General features: G+C 70.0%; 19 protein-coding genes and 1 pseudogene. 13 read left to right on the top strand and 7 right to left on the bottom strand.

All coding sequences use genetic code 11. The features are described 5' to 3' along the window. Window positions 1–54 precede the first annotated feature (54 nt). Together F1D61_RS24215 and F1D61_RS24210 are read right to left on the bottom strand one after the other, a co-directional pair. Entirely contained in the window at window positions 55–1,536 is a 1,482-nt protein-coding gene (locus tag F1D61_RS24215; RefSeq protein ID WP_203154615.1) for an MFS transporter, read from the bottom strand. 425 nt (window positions 1,537–1,961) lie between these two features. Then, a complete protein-coding gene (locus tag F1D61_RS24210; RefSeq protein WP_203154614.1) occupies window positions 1,962–2,465 on the bottom strand; it encodes a hypothetical protein in 504 nt (167 codons plus the stop codon). A gap of 119 nt (window positions 2,466–2,584) precedes the next feature. Between F1D61_RS24210 and F1D61_RS24205 the strand changes: the two genes are divergently transcribed. The 4 genes from F1D61_RS24205 (at window position 2,585) to F1D61_RS24190 (ending at window position 7,148) form a co-directional block, all read left to right on the top strand. After that, window positions 2,585–3,607, top strand: a complete 1,023-nt coding sequence (locus tag F1D61_RS24205; protein ID WP_203154613.1) for a hydroxyacid dehydrogenase — start codon at window positions 2,585–2,587, stop codon at window positions 3,605–3,607. Between the two features lie 82 nt (window positions 3,608–3,689). Beyond that, on the top strand, window positions 3,690–4,700 hold the full coding sequence (locus tag F1D61_RS24200; RefSeq protein WP_246775499.1) for a TRAP transporter substrate-binding protein: 1,011 nt from the start codon (window positions 3,690–3,692) through the stop codon (window positions 4,698–4,700). Between the two features lie 98 nt (window positions 4,701–4,798). Further along, a complete protein-coding gene (solA, locus tag F1D61_RS24195; protein ID WP_203159246.1) occupies window positions 4,799–5,974 on the top strand; it encodes an N-methyl-L-tryptophan oxidase in 1,176 nt (391 codons plus the stop codon). A 121-nt stretch (window positions 5,975–6,095) separates the two neighbouring features. After that, window positions 6,096–7,148: a GGDEF domain-containing protein gene (locus tag F1D61_RS24190; RefSeq protein WP_203154612.1), complete on the top strand. Its 1,053-nt coding sequence runs from the start codon at window positions 6,096–6,098 to the stop codon at window positions 7,146–7,148. Between the two features lie 670 nt (window positions 7,149–7,818). Here F1D61_RS24190 and F1D61_RS24185 read toward each other — a convergent pair. Beyond that, window positions 7,819–8,724, bottom strand: a complete 906-nt coding sequence (locus tag F1D61_RS24185) for a LysR substrate-binding domain-containing protein (protein WP_203154611.1) — start codon at window positions 8,722–8,724, stop codon at window positions 7,819–7,821. 164 nt (window positions 8,725–8,888) lie between these two features. On the opposite strand from F1D61_RS24185, the gene F1D61_RS24180 reads away from it, so the two are divergent. The 9 genes from F1D61_RS24180 (at window position 8,889) to F1D61_RS24140 (ending at window position 17,565) form a co-directional block, all read left to right on the top strand. Further along, entirely contained in the window at window positions 8,889–9,923 is a 1,035-nt protein-coding gene (locus F1D61_RS24180; RefSeq protein ID WP_203159245.1) for an ABC transporter substrate-binding protein, read from the top strand. 255 nt (window positions 9,924–10,178) lie between these two features. Then, complete coding sequence (locus tag F1D61_RS24175) at window positions 10,179–11,237, top strand: ABC transporter ATP-binding protein (RefSeq protein ID WP_203154610.1); 1,059 nt, start codon at window positions 10,179–10,181, stop codon at window positions 11,235–11,237. A 44-nt stretch (window positions 11,238–11,281) separates the two neighbouring features. Further along, complete coding sequence (locus tag F1D61_RS24170; RefSeq protein ID WP_246776001.1) at window positions 11,282–12,148, top strand: ABC transporter permease; 867 nt, start codon at window positions 11,282–11,284, stop codon at window positions 12,146–12,148. Then, window positions 12,145–12,945, top strand: coding sequence for an ABC transporter permease (locus tag F1D61_RS24165; RefSeq protein WP_203154609.1), 801 nt, complete (start codon window positions 12,145–12,147; stop codon window positions 12,943–12,945). Before F1D61_RS24170 ends, F1D61_RS24165 begins: the two co-directional genes overlap by 4 nt. Before the next feature lie 24 nt (window positions 12,946–12,969). Beyond that, window positions 12,970–14,109, top strand: a complete 1,140-nt coding sequence (locus F1D61_RS24160; RefSeq protein WP_203154608.1) for an NAD(P)/FAD-dependent oxidoreductase — start codon at window positions 12,970–12,972, stop codon at window positions 14,107–14,109. A 270-nt stretch (window positions 14,110–14,379) separates the two neighbouring features. Next, window positions 14,380–14,676 carry a (2Fe-2S)-binding protein gene (locus tag F1D61_RS24155; RefSeq protein WP_203154607.1) on the top strand — a complete coding sequence of 99 codons (297 nt, stop codon included), beginning with the start codon at window positions 14,380–14,382 and terminating at the stop codon, window positions 14,674–14,676. Beyond that, window positions 14,673–16,091, top strand: a complete 1,419-nt coding sequence (locus F1D61_RS24150) for an NAD(P)/FAD-dependent oxidoreductase (protein ID WP_203154606.1) — start codon at window positions 14,673–14,675, stop codon at window positions 16,089–16,091. The genes F1D61_RS24155 and F1D61_RS24150 overlap by 4 nt, the downstream gene beginning before the upstream one ends. After that, the gene (locus F1D61_RS24145) at window positions 16,088–17,200 is read left to right on the top strand and encodes an NAD(P)/FAD-dependent oxidoreductase (RefSeq protein WP_203154605.1); all 1,113 of its coding nucleotides are present in this window, start codon (window positions 16,088–16,090) and stop codon (window positions 17,198–17,200) included. The genes F1D61_RS24150 and F1D61_RS24145 overlap by 4 nt, the downstream gene beginning before the upstream one ends. A 17-nt stretch (window positions 17,201–17,217) precedes the next feature. Continuing rightward, window positions 17,218–17,565 carry a RidA family protein gene (locus F1D61_RS24140; RefSeq protein ID WP_203154604.1) on the top strand — a complete coding sequence of 116 codons (348 nt, stop codon included), beginning with the start codon at window positions 17,218–17,220 and terminating at the stop codon, window positions 17,563–17,565. A gap of 442 nt (window positions 17,566–18,007) precedes the next feature. Here the strand turns inward: F1D61_RS24140 and F1D61_RS24135 are convergent, their stop codons facing one another. The 4 genes and pseudogenes from F1D61_RS24135 to F1D61_RS24125 form a co-directional block, all read right to left on the bottom strand. Further along, window positions 18,008–18,652 carry an ABC transporter ATP-binding protein gene (locus F1D61_RS24135; protein ID WP_203154603.1) on the bottom strand — a complete coding sequence of 215 codons (645 nt, stop codon included), beginning with the start codon at window positions 18,650–18,652 and terminating at the stop codon, window positions 18,008–18,010. Window positions 18,653–18,681: 29 nt separating this feature from the next. Next, window positions 18,682–18,908 (bottom strand): annotated as a pseudogene (locus tag F1D61_RS35445) (helix-turn-helix domain-containing protein); the annotation flags it as partial. Window positions 18,909–18,927: 19 nt separating this feature from the next. Next, the gene (locus tag F1D61_RS24130) at window positions 18,928–20,286 is read right to left on the bottom strand and encodes a Y4yA family PLP-dependent enzyme (protein WP_203154602.1); all 1,359 of its coding nucleotides are present in this window, start codon (window positions 20,284–20,286) and stop codon (window positions 18,928–18,930) included. An 8-nt stretch (window positions 20,287–20,294) separates the two neighbouring features. Next, window positions 20,295–22,418 (bottom strand): TonB-dependent receptor, encoded by a 2,124-nt coding sequence (locus F1D61_RS24125; protein ID WP_203154601.1) that lies wholly within the window; start codon window positions 22,416–22,418, stop codon window positions 20,295–20,297. Window positions 22,419–22,831: the final 413 nt, after the last annotated feature.

Genomic DNA, 22,831 nt, shown 5'->3' with positions numbered 1-22,831 from the left:
TCCCCCTCTGCGGGCTACGGCCGTGACGCGGCGGGGGGATGCCCGTCGGGTCGCTCAAGCCACCCGGCCGCCCCCGGGCGCGACCGCCGCCACCCCTCCCGATTCCGGCGCCGCGGCGGGGAGGGACGCGATCAGGTCGTGGGCCTCCTCCGGGCTCTCTGCCGCCGGCGGCGAGCCCCACATCGTCGCGCCGCCGGGCTCGCGGATCGCCAGGATCGACACCGTGCCGACGAGGCCCGCGAGGGCCAGGTAATAGGCCGGCCAGTTCAGGTCGCCGGTCAGCGCCACCAGGGAGCCGACGACCACCGAGGTCGTCCCGGCAAACAGCGAGACCGAGACGTTGAAGGCCACCGACAGGCCGCTGGCGCGCAGCCGCGTCGGAAACAGGGCCGGGAGCGTCGAGGGCATCGTGGCGCTGAAGCAGATCAGCAGGAGGCCCATGATCAGGAGCCCGAGGAAGGCGTGGACCTCGCTCTGGCTGCGGATCAGCAGGATCATCGGGTAGGCGAGCACCACGAGGCCGACCGACCCGGCGAGCACGAAGGGCTTGCGGCCGAAGCGGTCGGACAGCGCGCCGATCAGCGGGATCGACAGGAGCGCGATCACCATCACGACGATCTGAAGGACCTCCGAGGCCGTCGCCGACATCCCGCCGGCCTGCTGCATCATCGGCAGGGTCTGGGTGACGTAGGTCGGCATGTAGGAGGTCAGCATGTAGTTCGGCACGTTCCAGGCCAGCGCCAGGCCCATGCAGACGAGGAGGTAGGGCCACAGGCCGAGCAGATCCTTCATCGTCTGGCCGACGCGCTGCGCCTTCTCGCGCTCGTCGGCCTCCTGTTCGAGGGCCGCGAAGGCGGGCGTCTCGGCGAGCCGGGTCCGCAGGTAGACGCCGACGAGGCCGAGCGGCAGGGCGAGGAAGAACGGGATGCGCCAGCCCCAGGAGAGCAGCTGCTCCTCGGAGAGCGCGCCATGGGCCGCCGTCACCACGATCGCCCCGAGCAGGTACCCGGTGAAGGTGCCGAATTCGAGCCAGCTGCCGAGGAAGCCGCGGCGGCGGTCGGGGGCGTATTCGGCGATGAAGGTCATCGCGTTGCCGTACTCGCCGCCGGTGGAGAAGCCCTGGACGAGGCGGGCGCAGAGCAGCAGCAGCGGCGCCAGGATGCCGATGCTCTCCTGGCTCGGGATGCAGCCGATCGCGCAGGTCCCGACCGCCATCAGGATCATCGTGGCGGCGAGCACCCGGTTGCGGCCGATGCGGTCGGCCAGGAAGCCGAAGAACAGGCCGCCGACCGGCCGGATCAGGAACGAGACCGCGAACAGCCCGAAGGTCGCGATCTGGCCCATCGTGTGCGACAGGTTCGAGAAGAAGACTTTTTGGATCGTCGGCTCGAAATAGGCGTAGACGCCGAAATCATACCATTCGGTGATGTTCCCGACCGACGCCGCCGTGATCGCCCGCTTGATCGTGGATGGCTCGGTGACGACGCAATCCGACGCCTGCCACGACTGTTCGGGCTCGACATGTGTCGACAGCATGCGGTCTCCTCCTTCGCGGGGCGAGGGTTTTTTCGGATTTGTGTTATGGTTTGCGGCTTGTCTTGAGACGTATCCAAATTTGAATAATATTTGAAATCGCACGATAAGATGTCGAAGAATGACAGTATTCGACTGGCATTTCATCGTCAGAATTCCAGATTCTGAGACCCGACATGCACTTTGATTCAGATCAAAAGTGAGACTTGTGAAAAAGCGACACCATCTTGCCGGTCTGCGCCTTCGTGTCGTTTTCGCGGTGCGCCCTGTCGCAGGTCGGCCCAAAGCAAACGGAGGACCGACCGACCACCCACGACGGGGCGGTCCATGGGCGCACCGGACCCCGCGAGCCTGTTCGAGCGGTTGCGCCGATCAATCTGACGGAGACGTCGAGGGTTTCACTCCGGTCGGCCCGCTCGAAGGGCTCTTCACGGCCCAGCCGCCCGCGGCGTCTTCCAGGGCACGAACCGCACGGTCGCGAACTGAAGTCCGAAGAACCCGATCGGCGCCTGCCGGGCGATCCGCATCTCCTGCGGCGTGCCCGTGACGATGTCGTAGACCAGGGTGCAGGACTGGCCGGACCGGTCGAGCCGGGTCTCCGACCAGATCAGGGCGATCTCGATCGTGCCGGGGACATGGGTGACCTCGTAGCCGCCGATCCGGAGGATGGGCCGGGAATCGCTCGACCAGGTCGTGGTCTCGCCCGGCTCCTCCAGTTCCACGTCGCCGTGCCCGGCGGCATGGCCGCGGGATGTCGAGCCCGGGCGGTGCAGGCCGAGATTCAGGGTGAAGCGGCGGGGTGCCCGCGCGGGAAGGAGCGCGATCAGGCGGCGCGCCTCCTCGTCCGGGAAGGTCGGTTCCTCGGCGACGAGGCGGTCGAGGATCGCGTTGGCCTCAAGGCGCTCGGCCAGAGACAGGGAACGAGGATTCACTGGAGCCATCCCGGCGGGCAGAATCTTCGTCAAGAAGCCGATGATGCGTGACGCACGCAAGACCCTGCCTGCGGGCCCGTTTCCTCGGACCCGCTATCCGGCGACGAAGGGAACCGACGATGAAAGTGCTCCTGACGCACACGCCGCGCAGCCGCGGGCCATATTACGGGCCCCGCGCGCTCGCCGCCCTGCGCGACCTCGCCGAGGTCGTCCTGCACGAGGGGGACGACCCGCTCGATGCCGCCGCCCTCGTGGCGGCCGCCCACGGCGTCGATCTCGTGATCGCCGACCGGGCCACCGCCGGCCCCGCCGCGATCTTCGACCGCCTGCCGCAGCTGCGGGCGTTCCTGCGCTGCGCGGTCGACATCCGCACCATCGACGTGGAGGCGGCGAGCCGGGCCGGCGTGCTGGTGACGCAGGCCGCTCCGGGCTTCGTCGAATCGGTGACCGAACTGGCGCTCGGCTTCATGATCGATGCGTCGCGCGGCATCTCGCGGGCGGTGCTGGACTACCGGGCCGGCCGGGCGCCGGAGGTGCGGATGGGGCGCCAGCTCTCGGGCAGCCGGCTCGGCATCATCGGCTACGGGGCGATCGGGCGGCATCTCGCGGCGCTCGCCGGCCCTCTCGGCATGGAGGTGCTGGTCGCCGATCCCCACGTCGCGGTCCCGGCGGGGCGAGTCCGGCAGGTCGGGCTCGAGACGCTGATGGCGGAAGCGGATTTCGTCGTCTGCCTGGCGGTCGCCAATGCTGCGACCGAGAACCTGATCGACGCGGCGGCCCTCGGGCGGATGCGGCGCGACGCGGTGTTCATCAACCTGTCCCGCGGCAACCTCGTCGACGAAGCGGCGCTCGCGGCGGCGCTGCGGGAGGGCCGGATCGCCGGCGCCGCCCTCGATGTCGGCCGCGCCCCCGACCAGATGCCCTCGCCCGACCTCGCCCGGCTGCCGAACGTCGTCGCCACCCCGCATGTCGGCGGCCTCACGCCGCCGGCGGTCGAGGCGCAGGCCTTCGACACGGTGGCGCAGGTCCGGGCCATCCTGGCGGGCGAGGTGCCGCGAGGGGCGGTGAATGCGGAAAACTGGTCGCGGCGGCCGCGGGAGCGAGGCGTGGCCTCGGGCCGCCCCACGGCGCAGGCGGACTAACCCTCCGCCCGTTGTAAGAACTAAGCCCCTCCGCGTACCGTCGCGACGAGGCCGGGCGGATACCGGCGACGGGGGGGACGGGATGCCGACGCGCAGGACGATCGTGCGGGGTGTGGGCGCGGGCCTGCTCCTGAGCCCCCTCCCCCTTCGCCGGGCAAGGGGCGACACGCTGCGGCTGAGCATGGGCTCGCCGATGCCGCAGGCGCATCCGGCCACCACCTGCCTCGTCGAGGCGCTCGACGCGATCCGGGCCGAGAGCGACGGCCGGATCGCCATCACCCTCTATCCCGACAGCCAGCTCGGCAGCGAGCTCAGCATGCAGTCGCAGCTGCGCTCGGGCGCCATCGCCTTCACCCTGACCTCGGCGAGCTCGCTCCAGACCCTGGCGCCGCTGGCCGGGATCCCGGGCCTGGCCTACGCCTTCCCGGATTACGTGCCGCTCTGGGCCGCCCTCGACGGCGGGCCGCTGAGCGAGCGCATCCGGGGGGCCTTGTCGAAGTTCGGGCTCAGGGCCTTCCGGGTCGTCGACAACGGGTTTCGCGACGTGGTCACCGGCGCGCGGCCGGTCGAGGCGGTGGGCGATCTCCAGGGCCTCAAGATAAGGGTGCCGCCGAGCCCGCTCCTGACCTCGCTGTTCCGGGCGCTCGGCGCCGCGCCGACCACCATCAACCTCGCCGAGACCTACGCCGCCCTGCAGACCCGGGTGGCCGACGGGATGGAGAACTCGCTGCCGCAGATCGAGGCGACGCGGGTCTACGAGGTCCAGAAGTATCTCGCGCGGACCGGCCATTCCTGGGACGGGCTGTGGATCCTCGCCCATGGCCGGACCTGGGACGCCCTGCCGGACGAGGCCCGCACCCTGATCGGCCGCCACTTCGACGCCGCGGTCGAGCGCCAGCGGCAGGCCTTCGTCCAGATGAACACGCAAGGAGAGGCGCGGCTGCGCGCCAAGGGCCTCGTGGTCACCAGCCCGGACCGTGCGCCGTTCCGGGCCGCCCTGGAGCGGGCGGGCTACTACGCCGAGTGGAAGAGCCGCTTCGGCGCCGAGGCCTGGCACGCGCTCGAGCGCTATACCGGCCCGCTCGGCGTCTGAGGCGGCCGGAGCGAGCCTGCCCTGCGGGCGGACGCCTTGCCGCGCGGTCGCCCGCAGGGCAGCCTGCGGGACACGAAGCGAGGGGCATGGCGGCGAGGATGAGCGAGCGGGCGGATTTCCTGGTGATCGGCCTCGGGGCCATGGGCAGCGCGGCGCTCTACCAGCTGGCGAAGCGGGGCGCGTCGGTGATCGGCCTCGACCGGTTCGCGCCTCCGCACACGATGGGATCGAGCCACGGCGAGACCCGCATCACCCGGCAGGCGATCGGCGAGGGGCGCGACTACGTGCCGTTCGTCCTCGAGTCGCACCGGATCTGGCGCGAGCTGGAGGCCGAGACCGGGGACAGCCTGCTCGTCGCCTGCGGCGCCCTGGTGATGGCGCCGGGCCGCGGCACCAACTCGCATCACGGCAAGCCGGACTTCGTGCGCAACTCCATCGCGGCGGCCTGCGACTTCGACATCCCGCACGAGGTGCTGGACGGGCGCGAGGTGGCGCGCCGCTTCCCGCAATTCCTCGGCCTCGACGGCGGCGAGATCGCCTATTACGAGCCCGGCGGCGGCTATGTCCGGCCCGAAGCCTGCATCGGCGCGCAGCTCAAACGGGCCGCTGAGCTCGGCGCCGCGATCCGCACCGGAATCGAGGTCCGGTCGATCGTCCAGGACGGCGACGGCGTGCGCGTCGAGACCTCGGCCGGGTCCTTCCTCGCCGGGCAAGCGGTGGTGTCGGCGGGTGCCTGGACCGCGCCGCTCCTCGGCACGCCGTTCGACCGCCTGCTCGGCGTGAAGCGCCAGACCCTGCACTGGTACGCCCTCGACGAGACCGGCGCCTACGGACCCGACGCGCCGGTCTACATCTGGATGCACGGCACGACGGATACCGATTACTTCTACGGCTTCCCGCCGCAAGCCGGCGAGGCCAGCGTCAAGGTCGCGACCGAGCAATACGCGGACGAGACGACCGCCGACGCCGTCGATCGGGCGGTCCACCCCGGGGAATCGGCCGAGATGTACCGGCGCCACATCGCCGGGCGCCTCGCCGGGGCGAGCCCCCGGGTCGTGCGGGCCGCCGCCTGCCTCTACACCGTCACCCCCGACCGGGGCTTCATCATCGACCGGCACCCGGACCGGTCGCGGGTCCTGGTGGTGTCGGCCTGCTCCGGCCACGGCTTCAAGCACTCGGCCGGCATCGGCGCTGCCGCCGCCGAGGTGATGACCGAGGGGCGGAGCCGGATCGACCTCCGGCCCTTCGCCCTCGACCGTTTCGCGGCAGGCTGAAGCCCGGGTTATCCCGGCCGTTCGATGTAGGCCTAACGGCTCAATCTTCCATCAGGCGCGCGATGCGATATCAGGTCGGGCCGCCTTCAGGCTCGACCGACCGCTCACGCATCCCGTTTCGATGATCCCGACCGCGCCGCTGGCTGGCGACCTCGCCCTGCAATTGTTCGATCTCGCGCCGACCTCGCTGTGGCTGCAGGATCTCAGTGCGCTGAAGACCTGCCTCGACGGATGGGCGGCCGAGGGCATGACGGACCTGCGCGACTGGCTGCGCGATCCCGGGCACCTGCTGACCTGCCAGACGCTGATCCGGATCGTCCGGGTCAACCGCCGGACCCTCGTGACCTACGAGGCGCGGGACGAGGCCGAGCTGTTCGCCCAGATTCCGGTGCTGTTCAACGATCCGCAGGCGGCGGCCTTCGTCGAGGTCCTGTGCCAGCTCTGGGGCGGCGCGACCCAGGCGCGGCTCGTCACCCGCAACCGCACCGTCGGCGGGCGGGTGATCGACGTGAGCTATGCCGGCCAGCTGCTGCCGGGCTCCGAGGTCAGCTGGGCCAACTACCTGATCTCGATCGAGGACATCACCGAGCGCGAGGACGAGCGCCGGCGCGAGGAGGCCCGCCTCGAATCCCTGGGCCTCACCGATCCCCTGACCGGCCTCCTCAACCGGGCGGCCTACGAGGCGGATCTCGACCGGTTCGAGGCCGGCGCCGTCGCGCCCGTCTCGGTGATCGTGGCGGACCTCAACGGGCTCAAGGCCACCAACGACCGTCTCGGCCACGAGGCCGGCGACGCCCTGATCCGCACCTTCGCCGCCCTCCTGCTGCGCCACGCCCCGCACCCGGCCGGGACCGCCCGGATCGGCGGCGACGAGTTCGTGATCCTGCTCCCCCGGACCGGGCCGGAGGAGGTCGCGGCGCTGGTGCGGCGGCTCCGGGCGGCGATCGAGGCCCATGTCGAGGCTCATGACGGCCTCGCCGGGCCGGACGGCGTGATTCCCGCCCCGCTGAGCGCCGCCCTCGGCGCCGAGACCTGGACCGGCGACGGGCCGCTCCGGGCCGCCATCGCCCGGGCGGATGCGCGGATGTACGCGGAGAAGCGCCGGCATTACGGCCGCGCGGACGCTCCCTGGACGGCGTCCGACGCGAGCCCCGGCCCGCAGCGCCATCACTGACGTCGTCGTGACCGGGGGGCCGATCTGCGCTCTCCGGCGAAAAGCCCTTCGAAGATCAAGCTCGTAAGGACGAGAAACGCGCTACCTGTAAGAGTCTGGTCGATCGACTCAGGCTCTCTGTCCCACACGCAACCTCATCCTGAGGTGTTGGCGATCAGAGATCGCACGCGATCGCAGATCGACTGACCTCGAAGGAGGGCTCCAGAAGCCTCTGCGATCCCTGGAGCCCTCCTTCGAGGCTCAGCGATCTTCGATCGCCCGCACCTCAGAGCCTGTTTGAGCAGCGTGGTTTGACAAAAATCGAGAAAAATCAGGAGATATCCTACCATTCCACCTCATCCTGAGGTGTTAGTCGATCGCAGATCGACTGACCTCGAAGGAGGGCTCCAGAAGTCTCTGCGATTCCTGGAGCCCTCCTTCGAGGCTCACTTCGTTCGCACCTCAGGATGAGGTTAGCGGGTAGGATGATCCCGTCTGCCTCGAATATTGGGTAGGAATCCTGCTCAAACAGGCTCTCAGGATGAAGTCGCGGGCAGGATGGAACATTCCCTCACGCTTCTCTTTTTGCAAATCGAGGAGAATCCGAGAGGATAAGGCACTCAAGCCGGGATGTGTGAATGCGAAAGCCAGTGTGGGCGGCGCCCTACTTCTTTTCTTCGGACGTCTTCCATTACCCCGCATAGGGCGGCGCCGTCATCGACTGTCGCACCGCCTCGACGAGGTCGAGCGCGACGGGGGACGGGCTGCGCTGGGGCGGGAACACCGCGGCGCACTCGAACTCGATCCGCGGCAGGAAGGGGCGCACCACCACGCCGCGGCCCTCGAATTCCCGGGCGGTGAACGGATCGGAGATCGACACCCCGATGCCCGACGAGACCAGCCCGCACAGGATCTCCGACAGGGCCGTCTCGATGCGCAGGTTCCGGCGCACGCCGTCGCGGTGGAAGGCCTGGTCGACGAGGTGGCGCCCGGTCGAGCCGGCGGTGAGCGACACGAAGGTCTCGCCCTCGAAGTCGCGCGGCCCGAGCACGGCCTTCTCCGCCAGGCGATGGCCCTCCGGCAGCACCGCCACCCGCGCCACCGCCGGCAGGCGCCGGCTCGGCACGCCCTCATGGGCGATCGGCACCTCGGCGAAGCCGACATCGCACTGGTTGTTCGTCACCCAGTCGACCACGATCGGCGAGATGACCCCGAACAGCGACAGGTTCAGGTTCGGCCGGTCCTTGAGGAAGTGCCCGGCGAGCCGCGGCAGGTAGCCGTTGGCGAGCGCCGGCAGGGCCGCGACCCGCAGGAACCCGGTGCGCCGGGAGCGGATTTCTTCCGCCGCCGCGCCGATCCGCTCCAGCCCGACGAAGGAGCGCTCGACCTCCGTATAGAGCGCGGTCGCGGCCGCCGTCGGAACCAGGCCGGTGCCGCGCTTCTCGAACAGCGGCATGTTGAGGACGGCCTGGAGGTCGCGCAGGAGCCGGCTCACCGCCGGCTGCGTCACCCCCATCAGGGTGGCGGCCTCGGTGACGCTGCCGGTCAGCATCGTGGCGCGGAAGGCCTCGACCTGCCGCAGGTTGATTCGTGCCAAACGTGCCTCCCTCGCCGTTGCGAACCATAACATTTCGACATGAAGAGCGCGCCATTTCGCATTGGACGATTCCCGACGGTCCCTGCACCTTTTTGCCTATCGGCGCGCCATGGTAGATTCTTGTGCAGCGCCGCATCGCGTCCGCGAGAGGAGACAGGTTCTTGGTGAAGCAGCTCGGCCTCCTGACCGCCCTCGGCCTCACGGCCCTGGCGACCTCCCTCGCCCCTGCCCGGGCGCAGCAGACGACGCTCTACGTCGCCGGCTATGGCGGCTCGTTCGAGAAGACGATCCGCACCGAGGTGATTCCGGCCTTCGAGAAGGCCAACAACGTCAAGGTCGAGTACGTCGCCGGCAACTCCACCGACACGCTCGCCAAGCTCCAGGCGCAGAAGGGCAACCAGCAGATCGACGTCGCCATCGTCGATGACGGCCCGATGTACCAGGCGATCCAGCTCGGATTCTGCGATAAGGTCGGGGACCTGCCGGCCGACCTCTACGATCTCGCCCGCTTCAAGGACGACCGGGCGGTGGCGACCGGCCTCGTCGCGACGGGCCTGATGTACAACACCAAGGTCTTCGCGGAGAAGGGCTGGGCGCCGCCGACCTCCTGGAACGACCTCAAGGATCCCAAGTACCGCCAGTCCCTCGTCATCCCGCCGATCAACAACACCTACGGGCTCAACGTCCTGGTGATGCTGGCGAAGATGAACGGCGGCAGCGAGAAGAACGTCGATTCCGCGTTCAAGATCTTCAAGTCCGAGATCAACCCGAACGTGCTCGCCTACGAGCCGTCGCCCGGCAAGATGACCGAGCTGTTCCAGTCCGGCCAGGCGGTGATCGCGGTGTGGGGCACCGGCCGGGTGCAGGGGCTGGCCAATACCGGCTTCCCGGTCGATTTCGTCTATCCGAAGGAGGGCGCGGTGGCGCTCCTCACCGCCGCCTGCCCGGTGGCGAAGCCGAAGGCCTCGCCCCTCGCCGGCGCCTTCATCAAGGCTTTGCTCGATCCCAAGGTCCAGCTCACGATGCTGAAGGAATACGGCTACGGCCCGGTCCTGAAATCGGTCGAGGTGCCGCCGGAGATGATCAAGATGGCCCCTGTCGGCGCGCGGGCCGCCGCCCTCTACACCCCGGACTGGAGCGTGGTGAACGAGAAGCGCGAGGAGTGGACGAAACGGTGGAACCGGGAGGTGGAGCGGTGAGGGGTATTCACTCGTTCTCTCGGGTTTCCATGCTCGAAAGTATTTTCAAGTAAATCGCGGGATCCCCTCTCCCGTGTGGGAGAGGGGTAGGGGTGAGGGTGACACGCTTCAGCATAAATCGCTGAGCGTGGTGCTGGCAGCTCGAAGGTCTGAGTTTTGCTCGGAAGCGTAGCACCCTCACCCCCGGCCCCTCTCCCACACGGGAGAGGGGGGACCTGCGCTTCTTCTTCTCCCGGACAGCCCCGGACCCTTCGCATGACCCCACTCCCCCGCTCCGCCCCGCTCCTCGAACTCGATCACGTCGCCAAGGCCTTCGGGCCCCATGTCGCGGTCGAGGACTTTTCCCTCGCGGTGGCGCCGGGCGAGTTCATCTCGTTCCTCGGCCCCTCGGGCTGCGGCAAGACCACGACGCTGCAGATGATCGCCGGCTTCCTCCAGCCCTCCCGCGGCACGATCCGGCTCGAGGGGCGCGACCTGACGAGCGTCCACCCGTCGAAGCGTGGGCTGGGCATCGTCTTCCAGAGCTACGCGCTGTTCCCGCACATGACGGCGGCCGAGAACGTCGCCTTCGGGCTTGAGATGCAGCGGGTGTCGCGCTCCGAGCGCACCGAGCGGGTCCGCGCCGCCCTCGCGATGGTGGGACTCGCCGGGTACGAGGACCGCCATCCGCGCCGGATGTCCGGCGGCCAGCAGCAGCGTGTGGCGCTCGCCCGCGCCCTCGTCATCCGCCCGAGCGTGCTGCTCCTCGACGAGCCGCTGTCGAATCTCGATGCCAAGCTGCGCGAGGAGATGCAGATCGAGCTGCGCCAAATCCAGCGCAACCTCGGCACCACCACCATCCTCGTCACCCACGACCAGGGCGAGGCGCTGTCCCTCTCCGACCGGATCGTGGTGATGAGCAAGGGCCGCATCGAGCAGATCGGCACGCCGCAGGACACCTACGAGCGCCCTAGCTCCGCCTTCGTCGCGCAGTTCCTCGGCAAGACCAACGACTTTGCCGCGAAGGTCGAGGGGGCCGCCCCCGCCCGGATCGTCGCCGGCGGCTGGAGCGCGCCGGCTCCGGTGGGCGTGCGCGGCCCGGTGACGGTCAGCGTGCGCCCCGAGCGGATCGGATTCTCGGATGAAGGCCTGCCGGCCCGGGTCGTCGCCCGCATCTTCCAGGGCAATCACTGGCTGTTCCAGTGCGAGACCGAATGCGGCCCGGCGATCGTGGTGCGCCCCAACGACGGTCTCGCTCAGCCCGGCGAGGGCGAGGCGGTGCGCCTCGCCTGGCGCCCCGAGGACATGAGCGTGAGCACCGGAGCCGCCGCGTGAGCGCCGCCGCGACCACCTCTCTCCCGGCCGCCGCCCCGGCGACGGTGCCTGAGCCCCGCGCCAGCCGCGCGCCGCTCTGGCTGATCCTGCCGGCCCTGATGCTGTTCACCGGTGTCGTGCTGGTGCCGCTGGCGATGACGGTGCTGCTCTCGTTCCACGATTGGGGCCAGTACAAGGGCATCGAACCGGTCCTGATCCTGAAGAACTGGCAGGAGATCGCGACCGATCCGTACTACGCCGAGATGTTCGCGCGCACGCTGCGCATCGCGCTCCTCACCACGCTGGTCACAGCGCTGCTCGGCGCGCCGGAGGCCTACATCCTCAACCGGATGAGCGGGCGCTGGCGCGGGATCTTCCTGCTCCTGATCCTCGGGCCGCTGCTCATCTCGGTGGTGGCGCGCACGCTCGGCTGGGCGCTCCTGTTCGGCGGCTCCAACGGGCTCGCCAACAAGCTGCTGATGTCGCTCGGGGTGATTGCGTCCCCCCTCCCCTTCCTGTTCACCGAGACCGGGGTGGTGATCGCCCTCGTCCACGTGATGATGCCGTTCATGGTGCTGTCGGTCTGGGCCGCGCTCCAGCGCCTCGACCCGCAGGTGGAGCACGCCGCGATGTCCCTCGGCGCGGGTCCCATCACCATCATCCGCCGCATCGTCCTGCCGCAGATCATGCCGGGCGTGCTGTCGGGCGCCATCATCGTGTTCTCGCTCTCGGCCAGCGCCTTCGCGACGCCGGCGATCATCGGCGGGCGCCGGCTCAAGGTCGCGGCGACGCTGGCCTATGACGAGTTCCTCAACACCCTGAACTGGCCGCTCGGCGCCGCGGTGGCGGTGCTGCTGCTGCTCGGCCTGATCCTGATCGTCGTCGGCGCCAACGCGCTGGTCGAACGCCGCTACGCCGAGGTGTCCGCATGAGCCGCAACGGCCCCCTGGCGCTCGCCTTCCACGGCCTGTTCGTCACCTTCATGCTGGCGCCGATCGTCGTCGTCTGCCTCGTCGCCTTCACGCCGGAGGGCTTCCTCTCGCTGCCGACGAACGGATTCTCGCTGCGCTGGTTCAGGGCGATCGCCGACTACCCCGAATTCATCCACGCCTTCTGGGTCAGCCTCGGGCTCGGCGCGCTGTCGTCCCTCGTCGCGGTGCTGGTTGCGGTGCCGGCCGCACTCGCGCTCACCCGCTACCCGGTCCCGGGACGGGGCGCGCTCCAGGCCTTGTTCCTGTCGCCCCTGATGATCCCGCACGTGGTGCTCGGCGTCGCCTTCCTGCGCTTCTTCACGGCGCTGAATCTCGGCGGCACCTTCCTGGCGCTGCTCGCCGCCCACATCGTCGTGGTGTTTCCCTTCGCCTTCCGGCTGACGCTCGCCGCGGCGGCCGGGCTCGATCCGGCGCTCGAGCGGGCGGCGGTCTCGCTCGGAGCCGGCGGGTTCACGCTGTTTCGCCGTGTGACCCTGCCGCTGATCCTGCCGGGCGTCGTGAGCGGCTGGGCGCTCGCCTTCATCCAGTCCTTCGACGACCTGACCATGACGGTCTTCCTCGCCGCGCCCGGCACCGAGACGCTGCCGGTGCGCATGTTCCTCTACATCCAGGACAACATCGACCCGCTCGTCACCTCGGTCTCGGCCTGCGTCATCGCCGTGACCATGGCGTTCCTCGTCGTCCTCGATCGCCTCTACGGCCTCGACCGCGTGCTCGCGGGCAAAGGGACCCACTGAGCGGGCTGCGTACAGGAGTTCACCATGTCCAGGGATTACGACGTCGCCGTGATCGGCGGCGGCCTGCTCGGCTCGGCCATCGCCTGGGGCCTCGGCCGGCTCGGGCAGAGGGTGGCCGTCCTCGACGAGGGCGATGTCGCCAAGCGCGCCTCGCGGGCGAACTTCGCCCTCGTCTGGGTGCAGAGCAAGGGGCTCGGCATGCCGGCCTATACCGACTGGACCGTGCGCGGGGCGAAGAGCTGGGCCAACCTCGCCGCGGCGCTCCGCGAGCAGACCGGTCTCGACGTGTGCCTGCAGCAGAATGGCGGCTTCCATCTCACGCTGGGCGAGGCCGAGTACGGCCGCCGCGCCGACCTCGTCGCCCGGATGCACAACCAGCTCGGCGCCGACGGCTACCGGATGGAGATGGTATCGGCGGCTGAAGCCGGGCGGGCCCTGCCGGGCCTCGGGCCGGAGGTCTCCGGCGGCAGCTTCTGCCCCCTCGACGGCCACGTGAATTCGCTGCGCACCTACCGGGCGCTGCATGCCGGCATGAAGGCCTTCGGCGTCGATTACCTGCCCGAGCGGCCGGTCTCACGCATCGACCGCGAGGGCGGGGAGTTCCGGCTGGCGACGCCGGCCGGCGAGGTGCGCGCCGCCAAGGTCGTGCTCGCCGCCGGCAACGCCAACCAGGACCTCGCCCCGATGGTCGGCCTCTCGGCCCCGATGGGGCCGACCCGGGGCCAGATCCTCGTCACCGAGCGCACCGCGCCGTTCCTGCCCCACACGCTGGCGACCCTGCGCCAGACCGACGAGGGCACGGTGATGATCGGCGACAGCAAGGAGGACATCCTCGACGACCGCTCGATGCGCCAGGGCATCAACGCCGTGATGGCCGACCGGGCCCAGCGCACCTTCCCGCATCTGGCGCGGCTCAACGTGGTGCGGACCTGGTCCGGCATCCGGGTGATGCCGCGGGACGGTTTTCCGATCTACGACCAGTCGCAGACCCATCCGGGCGCCTTCGTCACCTGCTGCCATTCCGGCGTGACGCTCGCCGCCAACCACGCCTTCGAGATCGCCCGGATGGTGGCGGAGGGGGGCCTGGAGCCCGACCTGGTCGGCGCCTTCACGGCCAAGCGCTTCGCGGCGCAGGAGAGCCGGACGGGGAGCGGGTATTACTGAGGACATCTCCGGCGGGACACAGTCGTGAACCCGCAACGGTTCCACCCCACAGGGTCATCCCGGGGCTCGCCGCAGGCGAGAGCCCGGGATCCAGAACCGCAGGTCTGGAAGAATTGGGCAGGATGCGTCCCGCCTCTTCCTGAACGAACTGAGGTTCTGGATTCCGGGCTCCGCTTCGCGGCCCCGGAATGACCCGGAGGGTGAAAGTCCCGTCGGCTCCCACCAGCAACCTTCGCCATCAATCGAGGCCCACAGGGCCCGGAGACGCCCATGTTCAAGCGATCCGACCACGACACCAGACCCATCGTCCGCATCCTCGTCGAGGGCACGGCCGTCGAGGCGCGGGCGGGCGATACCGTCTCGGCGGCGCTCCTCGCCTCCGGCCGCGACGTGCGCCGGCTCACCGCGGTCAGCGGGGCGCCGCGGCTGCCCTACTGCATGATGGGCGTGTGCTTCGACTGCCTCGTCACCATCGACGGCGTCGGCAACCGCCAGGGCTGCCTCGTGCCGGTGGCCGACGGGATGGAAATCGAGATCCAGAAGGGCAAGCGGGAGATCGGCCGGTGAGCAACGCACCCCTGAAGGATTCCTACGACGTCGTGGTGATCGGGGCCGGCCCGGCCGGCCTCGCCGCGGCCGCCACCGCCGCCGGGGCCGGCCTGTCGGTCCTGCTCCTCGACGAGAATGCCGGGCCCGGCGGCCAGGTCTGGCGCGCCATCACCTCGACCCCGCTCGCCGACCGCGGCCAGCTCGGACCCGATTTCTGGAGCGGCGAGGCGCTGGTCCGGTCCTTGCGCGAGAGCGGCGCCGAGGTGATCCACCGCGCCACGGTGTGGAGCCTCGACACGGCGCTGGAGATCGGCGTCTCGGTCGGCGGCGGCTCGGCCTTCGTGACGGCGCGCCGGGTGATCCTGGCGACCGGGGCGCTGGAGCGCCCGTTCCCGATTCCCGGCTGGACCTTGCCGGGCGTGATGACCGCCGGCGCCGCCCAGACGCTGCTCAAATCCTCCGGCCTGGTGCCGGACGAGCCGACGGTGATCGCCGGCCAGGGCCCGCTGCTCTGGCTGCTCTCGGCGCAGATCCTGCGCCTCGGCGGCCGGATCGACCGCATCCTCGACACCACCGACCGGAAGAACATCGTCGGCGCCCTGCCCCACGCGCTCGCCTTCGCGACCTCGCCGTATTTCCGCAAGGGCCTGGCGCTGATGCGCGAGGTGCGGGCGAAGGTGGGTGTCGTCTCCGGCGTCACCGATCTTGCGGCCCACGGCGAGGGAAAGCTGTCGCGCGTCACCTACAAGGTGGGCGCGCGGGAGGAGACCCTGCCGGCCTCGCTGCTGCTGCTGCATCAGGGCGTGGTGCCGAACGTCAACCTGGCGATGGCGGCGGGCGTCGAGCATGCCTGGGACGACGTGCAGCTCGCCTGGTTGCCGGTGCTGGGCCGGGACGGCGCGACCTCGGTCGCGGGCATCGCGGTGGCGGGCGACGGGGCCGGGATCGGCGGTGCCGAGGCCGCGGCCCTGCGCGGCCGCCTCGCCGCGCTCGCGGCCGTCGAGGCCCTGGCGCCCGCATCACGGGCCAAGCTCGACTCGCGGGAGAGCGTGCTGGCCGACCTGGCGCGGGCCGAGCGCGGCCGGCCGTTCCTCGACCTGCTGTTCCGGCCCGGAAAGCAGTTCCGCATCCCCGCGGACGACACGGTCGTCTGCCGCTGCGAGGAGATCACCGCCCGCGACATCCGCGAGGCGGTCGCCATCGGGGCGACGGGGCCGAACCAGCTCAAGGCCTATCGCCGCACCGGCATGGGCCCGTGCCAGGGCCGGCTCTGCGGGCTCACCGTCACCGAGCTGATGGCCGAGGCGCGGGGGAAGACGCCGCAGGAGATCGGCTATTACCGCCTGCGCGCGCCGGTAAAGCCGATCGCGCTGTCCGAGCTCGCTTCCCTGCCGACATCGAAGGCCGAGACCGAGGCGGTGGTGCGCGGATGACGGTGCTCGCCGACGCGATCGTGGTCGGGGGCGGGATCCACGGCTGCTCGACCGCCTTGCATCTCTGCCGGGCCGGGCTCAAGCCCGTCCTGATCGAGAAGGATTATGCCGGCCGCCACGCCTCGGGCGTCAATGCCGGCGGGGTGCGCCAGCTCGCCCGCCACGTCGCCGAGATCCCGCTCTCGATCCGCGCGATGGACCTGTGGGAGCGGATCGGCGACCTCGTCGACGACGATTGCGGCTTCGAGAGCCACGGCCAGGTGCTGGTTGCCGAGGACGATGCGGAACTCGCGGCCTGTACCGAGCGGGTCGCGGAGCTGCACGGGCACGGCTTCACCCACGAGGAACTGATCGACGGACCCGAACTCCGCCGGCTGGTGCCGGCGGTGGCCGAGACCTGCCCGGGCGGCGTCGTCTCGCGCCGCGACGGCGCGGCCCAGCCCGCCCGCACGGTGGCGGCGTTCCGGCGCAAGGCGGAACGGCTCGGCGCCCTCATCCGCGAGGGCGAGCCGGCGCGGAACGTGCGCCGCGAGGATGGCTTGTGGCGGGTCGATGTCGGGGCCGACACCTACGCGGCGCCGGTGCTCGTCAACGCCGCCGGGGCCTGGGCCGGGCGCATCGCGGACTCCCTCGGCGAGCCGGTCCCGGTCGAGACCGTGGCGCCGATGCTGATGATCACCTCGCGGGTGCCGCACTTCATCGATCCGGTGGTGATCCTGCGCGGCCGCAAGCTGTCGTTCAAGCAATTCGCCAACGGCACGGTGCTGATCGGCGGCGGCCACCTCGCGGTGCCGGACCAGGACAGGGGCACGACGGTGCTGAACTGGCGCCGCCTCGCCGAGAGCGCCCGCACGGTGTTCGAACTCTTCCCCGTCATGCGCGAGGCCCAGATCCTGCGCGCCTGGGCGGGCATCGAGGCCAAGATGAAGGACGACTTGCCGGTCCTCGGGCCGAGTGCCCGGCATCCCGGCCTGTTCCACCAGTTCGGCTTCTCGCTGCACGGCTTCCAGCTCGGGCCGGGCGCGGGCGCCGTCATGGCCGAGCTCATCGTCGAGGGCGGCACCCAGACCCGGATCGGCGCGCTCGGCATCGAGCGCTTCCGGTCCTGACCTTCAAGGAGAATTCCATGACCATCACCCGTTCGATCCGCACCCCGATCATGCACCGCGCCGTCGAGGTGAACGGTCTCGTCTTCATCGGCGGCACCATCGCGGACGACACCTCGGTCTCGATGGGCGCCCAGACCGAGAACATCCTCGGCAAGATCGCCGGCTACCTGAAGGAGGCCGGGACGGATGCCTCGCGCATCGTCGCCGCGACGATCTTCGTGACCGACCTGTCGCACAAGAAGGAGATGGACGCCGCCTGGACGGCCTTCTTCGGCGACGACCTGCCGGCCCGGGCGACGGTGGGCGTGGCGGATCTGGGTGGCGGCGCGATGATCGAGGTCGTGGTGACGGCGGCGAAGGGGTGAGGGTTCGGCACGACGATTCGTGTCAGAGCCTGCCCGATCGATCAAGGCATTTAATCCTACCAACGACCTCATCCTGAGGTGTTAGCCCATCGAAGATGGGCTGACCTCGAAGGAGGGCTCCAGGGATCGCTGGGGCATCTAGGACCCTCCTTCGAGGCTCGCCGATCTTCGATTGACTTGTGAATTGGAGCCTGCTCGAGAGAGGCTTTCTAATAGATATTTGAGATGGTTAGGATTGTCTTGCCATCTCGCCTCTTCCTGAGTTGCGGGCGATCGAAGCTCAGCGAGCTTCGAAGGAGGGCTCCAGAAGTCTTGCGATCCCTGGAGCCCTCCTTCGAGGTCAGTCGATCTTTGATCGACTGACACCTCAGGATGAGGCGGATGGGTAGGATGTCTCGTTCACTCTTTCAGTTTTGGCAGGTCAATCCGATCAAGCAGGCTCTCACGCTTCATCCTCGACGATGACATACGGCCTCCCCGTCCCGAACTCCTCGACCCGCACCCGCACCCCGTAGACCTCGGCGATCAACCCGGGCGTGACCACCTCCCGCGGCGCTCCGAACGCCGCGAGGCCGCCCCTCGCCAGCACCAGCATCCGATCGGCGAGCCGCAGGGCCTGGTTGAGAACGTGGACCGTCACCAGGGTGACGATGCCGCGCTCCGCCGTGATCCGGCGGGTGATCGCGGCGACCTGCTGCTGGTGGCGCAGGTCGAGGGCGCTCGTCGGCTCGTCGAGGAGCAGCACGTCCGGCTCCCGGCCGAGGGTCTGGGCGATCGAGACCAGCTGGCGCTGGCCGCCCGACAATTCCCCGAGGTTGCGGAAGGCCAGTGCCTCGATGCCGAGGAGGCCGAGCAGCGCCTCGACCACCTCCTCCCGGCCCATCAGCCGGCCGAGCAGGCGGATCGAGGGCGTGGTGTTGACGAAGGGCTTCTCGCGGAAATCGACGTAGGCGACCGGGACGCCGAGGCCGGACAGCCGCTCCACCAGCCGGCCCTCCTCGCTCGCCACCCTGGCCTTGAGGTTGAGCAGGATCACGTCGGGCTCGAGGGCGATGGCGCGCTCCCCGTCGAACGTGCCGTCGCGCATGCCGTTGAAGAGCGGGATCCGGGCCGCCGCCGGATCGCGGGACCTGCCAGACCCTCGGCGTTGTAGCGATGCACCCAGTCGCGCAGGGTCGGCGGTCCATCCCACAGGAGCGGGCCGCTCTGGTGCGATCGGCGCCCTTCAGCACCAGAGCGAGCGCCAGCATCCGACGGGCTGCCGGAATGCTCGGTGCCTTGGAGGAGGCCGCGCGCAACTCCTCGGCGGTCAAATCCGTGCGGGTGATGGCGATCCCGGCCATGGCGATCTCGGACGACGCCCTAGTCCCGAGCGAATACGAACCCGGCATCGGAAGAGGGCGTCGCGACCAGCCGGGCGGGCATCGGGTGCCGGTGGAACTCGTTTTCCAGAAGGTCCATCTGGTAGCCGGCCGTGTTGGCGTGGAGCAGCAGGTCGCCCGGCCGGGGAGCGGTGCCGAATTCGAGCAGGCGGTGGGTGATCACGTCGCCGTCGAGGCAGCTATGGCCGGCGATGAAGGCCCTGAGGCCCGGTCCTTCCCTCCCCTCCGGAGCGGCGGGCAGCAGGATCGGATCGACCAGGAACTCGGACGCAAACCAGGTCTCGCAGGCGCTGAAGCTGCTGCCCTCGACGAAGACTACCCCCCTCCCCTCCCCGAGCGGCTTCGTCCGGGTGACGCGAAACAGGCTGATCGCCGCCTGGTCGACGAGGCTGCGCCCGGGCTCGATGGCGAGGCGCAGGCCCATCGACCGGAGGTAGCCGGCGATCGTCCCGCCCCGGCAGGGCGCGCGCAGGAAGCCGGCGATCCACTCCGCCGCCGTGAGCGGGCTGCCATAGGGGTAGAACTCCGCCGGGACCCGGCCGGTCTGGTAATGCTCCGGGCCCTGCCGGGCGAGCGCGTTCGCATAGGTGTCGGGATCGACGTAGCGGACCGGCAGGCCGCCGCCGATATCGATCAGCCGGACCGGAAGCCGCAAGGCCACGGCCTCGTCGACGAGGCCGGCGACCTCCGCCATCGCGGCGACGCGACTCTCGACGTCGTAGCCGGAGAGGTGCAGGTGGAACCCCTCGAAGGCGAAGGGCGCGTCCTCTCGGGCAAGGCGTCGCAGCGCCTCGCGGATTGCCCCGCGGCCCATGCCGAACCGCGAGCGGGCGGCCGAATCGGGCCGGTAGCGCAGGAGCACCCGCGCCGGCCCGCCCTCCCGCGTGCAGCCCCCGAGGTCGTCGAGCTCTTCGAGGGAATCCACCGCGACGAGGGCGCCCACCGCGACGAGCCGGCGCAGGAAGGGACGCGTCTTCGCCGGGCCGGTCGCGCAGAGGCGCGCCGGGTCGGCGCTCGCCCGCAGGGCGTCCTCGCATTCGGCGAGGCTCGACACGTCGATGCCGGTTCCCGCCGCCACCGCGGCGCGGACCAGCGCCCGCGACTTGTTCACCTTGGCGCCGTAGAAGATCTCGTAATCGACGCCTTCGGTGGCCAAGGCCTCCCGCATCCGCTCGACGGTGTCGGCGACGGCGTGCGGCCAGACGATGTTGAGCGGCGAGCCGTGTTCGGCCACCAGGGCGTGCAGCCGGTCGGGCGTCGCGCGGATCACCCGGGCGATCCGCGGATCGAGGAGCGGCGGCAGGGCCGGCGCGCCGGCCTGCGGCAGGAGCGTCCCCATCGGCCCGTTCACAGGTCGACCGACATCGACAGGAGATAGGTGCGCGGCGCAGCCTGGAAGAAGGTGCCGAACGAGGCCACCCCGGTCCAGTAATTCGCCCCCGTGACGTTCAGCACGTTGGCCCGGAAGGTCGTCTTGCGGCCCTCGATCACCGTCGCGTAGCGCAGGCCGAGATCGAGGCGCGTCCAGTCCGGCAGGGCCTGGGTGTTGGCGGTGTCGACGAACTGGCGGCCGGTATAGATGACGGCACCGGTCAGGGTGAGGCCCGGCACGCCGGGCAGGTCCCACTCGGCGCCGAGGTTGAGCTGCACCCCCGGCACCCCGATCGGCACGTTGCCGACATTGGCGGCGAGCGCGGTCTTGGTGAGCACCCCGTCGAGCAGCGTCAGGCCGCCGAGGATCCGGGCCTGCGGGGTGATCTCGCCGTAGACGCTGAATTCGAGCCCGCTGACCCGCTGCTCGCCGGTCTGGGCGTAGCGGCGCTGCGGGCTGAGCTCCCCGATCGGCCGGGTGATCTGGAAGGCGCTGAACGAGGCGCCGATCGTGCCCGCATCCACCTTGACGCCGGCCTCGACCTGGTGGGCCACGTAGGGCGCGAGGATCTCGCCGGTATTGACGGCCTGGGTCGGGGCGACGTCGCCGCGGCTCAGGCCCTCGATGTAGTTGCCGAAGAACGAGACGTTCTCCCAGGGCCGCACGACGATGCCGACCAGCGGGCTCGTCGCGCCCTTGTCGTAGGACGAGGCCAGCGTGCCGACATTCGACACGTAGTTATGCGCCTCGATGCCCTGCCGGCGCACGCCCAGCGTCAGCAGGATGCGCTCGTCGAAGACCGACAGCGTGTCGGCCACCGACACGCCCGTCAGCGTGCTGTCGTAGAGGCGCGGCCGCGAATCGACGATCGTCGGCGCGATCGGCGGGACCGATACCGGATCGTAGATGTTCGACAGGTAGCTGCCGCGCCCGGGCGGCAGGCGGCGGGCGGCATCCTCCTGGTAGAGGGAGGTCTGCACCACGAGGGCGTGGCGGACGAAGCCGGTATCGAACTTGGCCCGCACGCCGCCGTCGACCGTCAGGCGATCGACGCCGAGGCTGTAGAATTGCGGGGTCGTGGTGGTGTCGCCGCGCAGGTTGGTGATCGTCGGGGCGGACGCGAAGTAGCGCTCGACGCCGGTCTGCGCGCCGCCGACATTGCCGAACAGCGTGACCTGGTCGGTGAGGTCGTATTCGAGCCGCAGCAGGCCGCCGCGGTCGTCGATGTTCGAGTATTCCCAAGGCTGGCTGACGTTGAGGCGGCCGTCCGGCGCCCGCGGCACCGGGACGCCGGCCCGCAGCAGGAACGGCCGCAACGGCGCGTCGAAGCGGTCGGTCTGGGCCAGCAGGTAGAGCCACGCCCGGAACCGCTCGCCCTGGTAATCGAGGGCGAGCGCCCCGACGCCGGTCGTCTCCGACTGACGGTCGAACGGCGTGGCGCCGCCGCGCAGGCTGCCGACGAAGCGCGCGCCCCATTCCCGGTTGGCGCCGTAGCGCCGGGCGACGTCGAACTGGCCGCCGCCGCGGGCGACCGAACCGTAATCCAGGGTGAGGCGGGTCAGGTCCTCGCCGGCGCGCTTGGGCACGATGTTGATGACGCCGCCGATGCCGCCATTCGGCGACACGCCGGAGATCGCCGCCGAGGGCCCCTTCAGCACCTCGATGCGCTCGGCATAGTCGGTGAAGACCCGGAAGCTTGGGGCGACGCCGTAGACGCCGTCGAAGGCGAACTCGCCGCTGGTGTTCTCGTTGATCGGGAAGCCGCGGATGTAGAACGAATCGAACGGGGCGCCCGTCGACTGCGTGGCGCGCACGGACGGATCGAGGGCGAGCGCCTCGGACGCCGTGGTCGCCTGCCGGTCGCGGATGAACTTGTCGGTGTAGCTGCTGACGCTGAAGGGCGACTTCGTCGTCTCGGTGTTGCCGAGAAGGCCGACCCGTCCGCCTTGCGCGACCTGGCCGCCGGCATAGGCCGGCACCACGCCGCGCGGCGTCGCCGTTCCCGCGACCGTGATCGCCTCGAGCGGGATGTCGCCATTGCGGGCGGCCTCCTGCGCGCGGGCGCCGCCGGGATCGACGAGACAGAGGCCGGCAACCATGATCGCCGCGCAAGAACCACGCATATGTTCGTATTGCATCTGGCGCATGATGCTGTGCTCGGGTTCGGAATGACGAGGCCCAGATTGTTGTTGGTCCAATCTGGGCGAATGACGCTGAGTAGCCTCAGATTTCATGGCGTTCGCGGGTTTGCAAGAAAAAATCCCACGACATCTCGGAAAATGATTTAGATCTGTTACAAATCGAGGTGCGAATACTGAAGGCGGCAAGTCGATCGAGGGCGATCCAGCCGCGTGAGAGATTCATGACGCTGGCGGAGGGAGGCCCCCTCCCCTGCCGGGCGGCACTCGCCCGGCCGCCTCGTCCTCTGCCTTCGTTCGGGACGCCCGGGCCGCCGCGCTTCTTCCACCCGCGCGGCGCGTCGGAGCCTGCGCGGAGCGCGGAAGCTTGTGCG

The organism is Methylobacterium aquaticum (genome assembly GCF_016804325.1).
In the GTDB taxonomy this organism is placed as follows: Bacteria; Pseudomonadota; Alphaproteobacteria; order Rhizobiales; family Beijerinckiaceae; genus Methylobacterium; species Methylobacterium aquaticum_C.
This window is presented reverse-complemented; position numbering and strand designations above follow the sequence as displayed.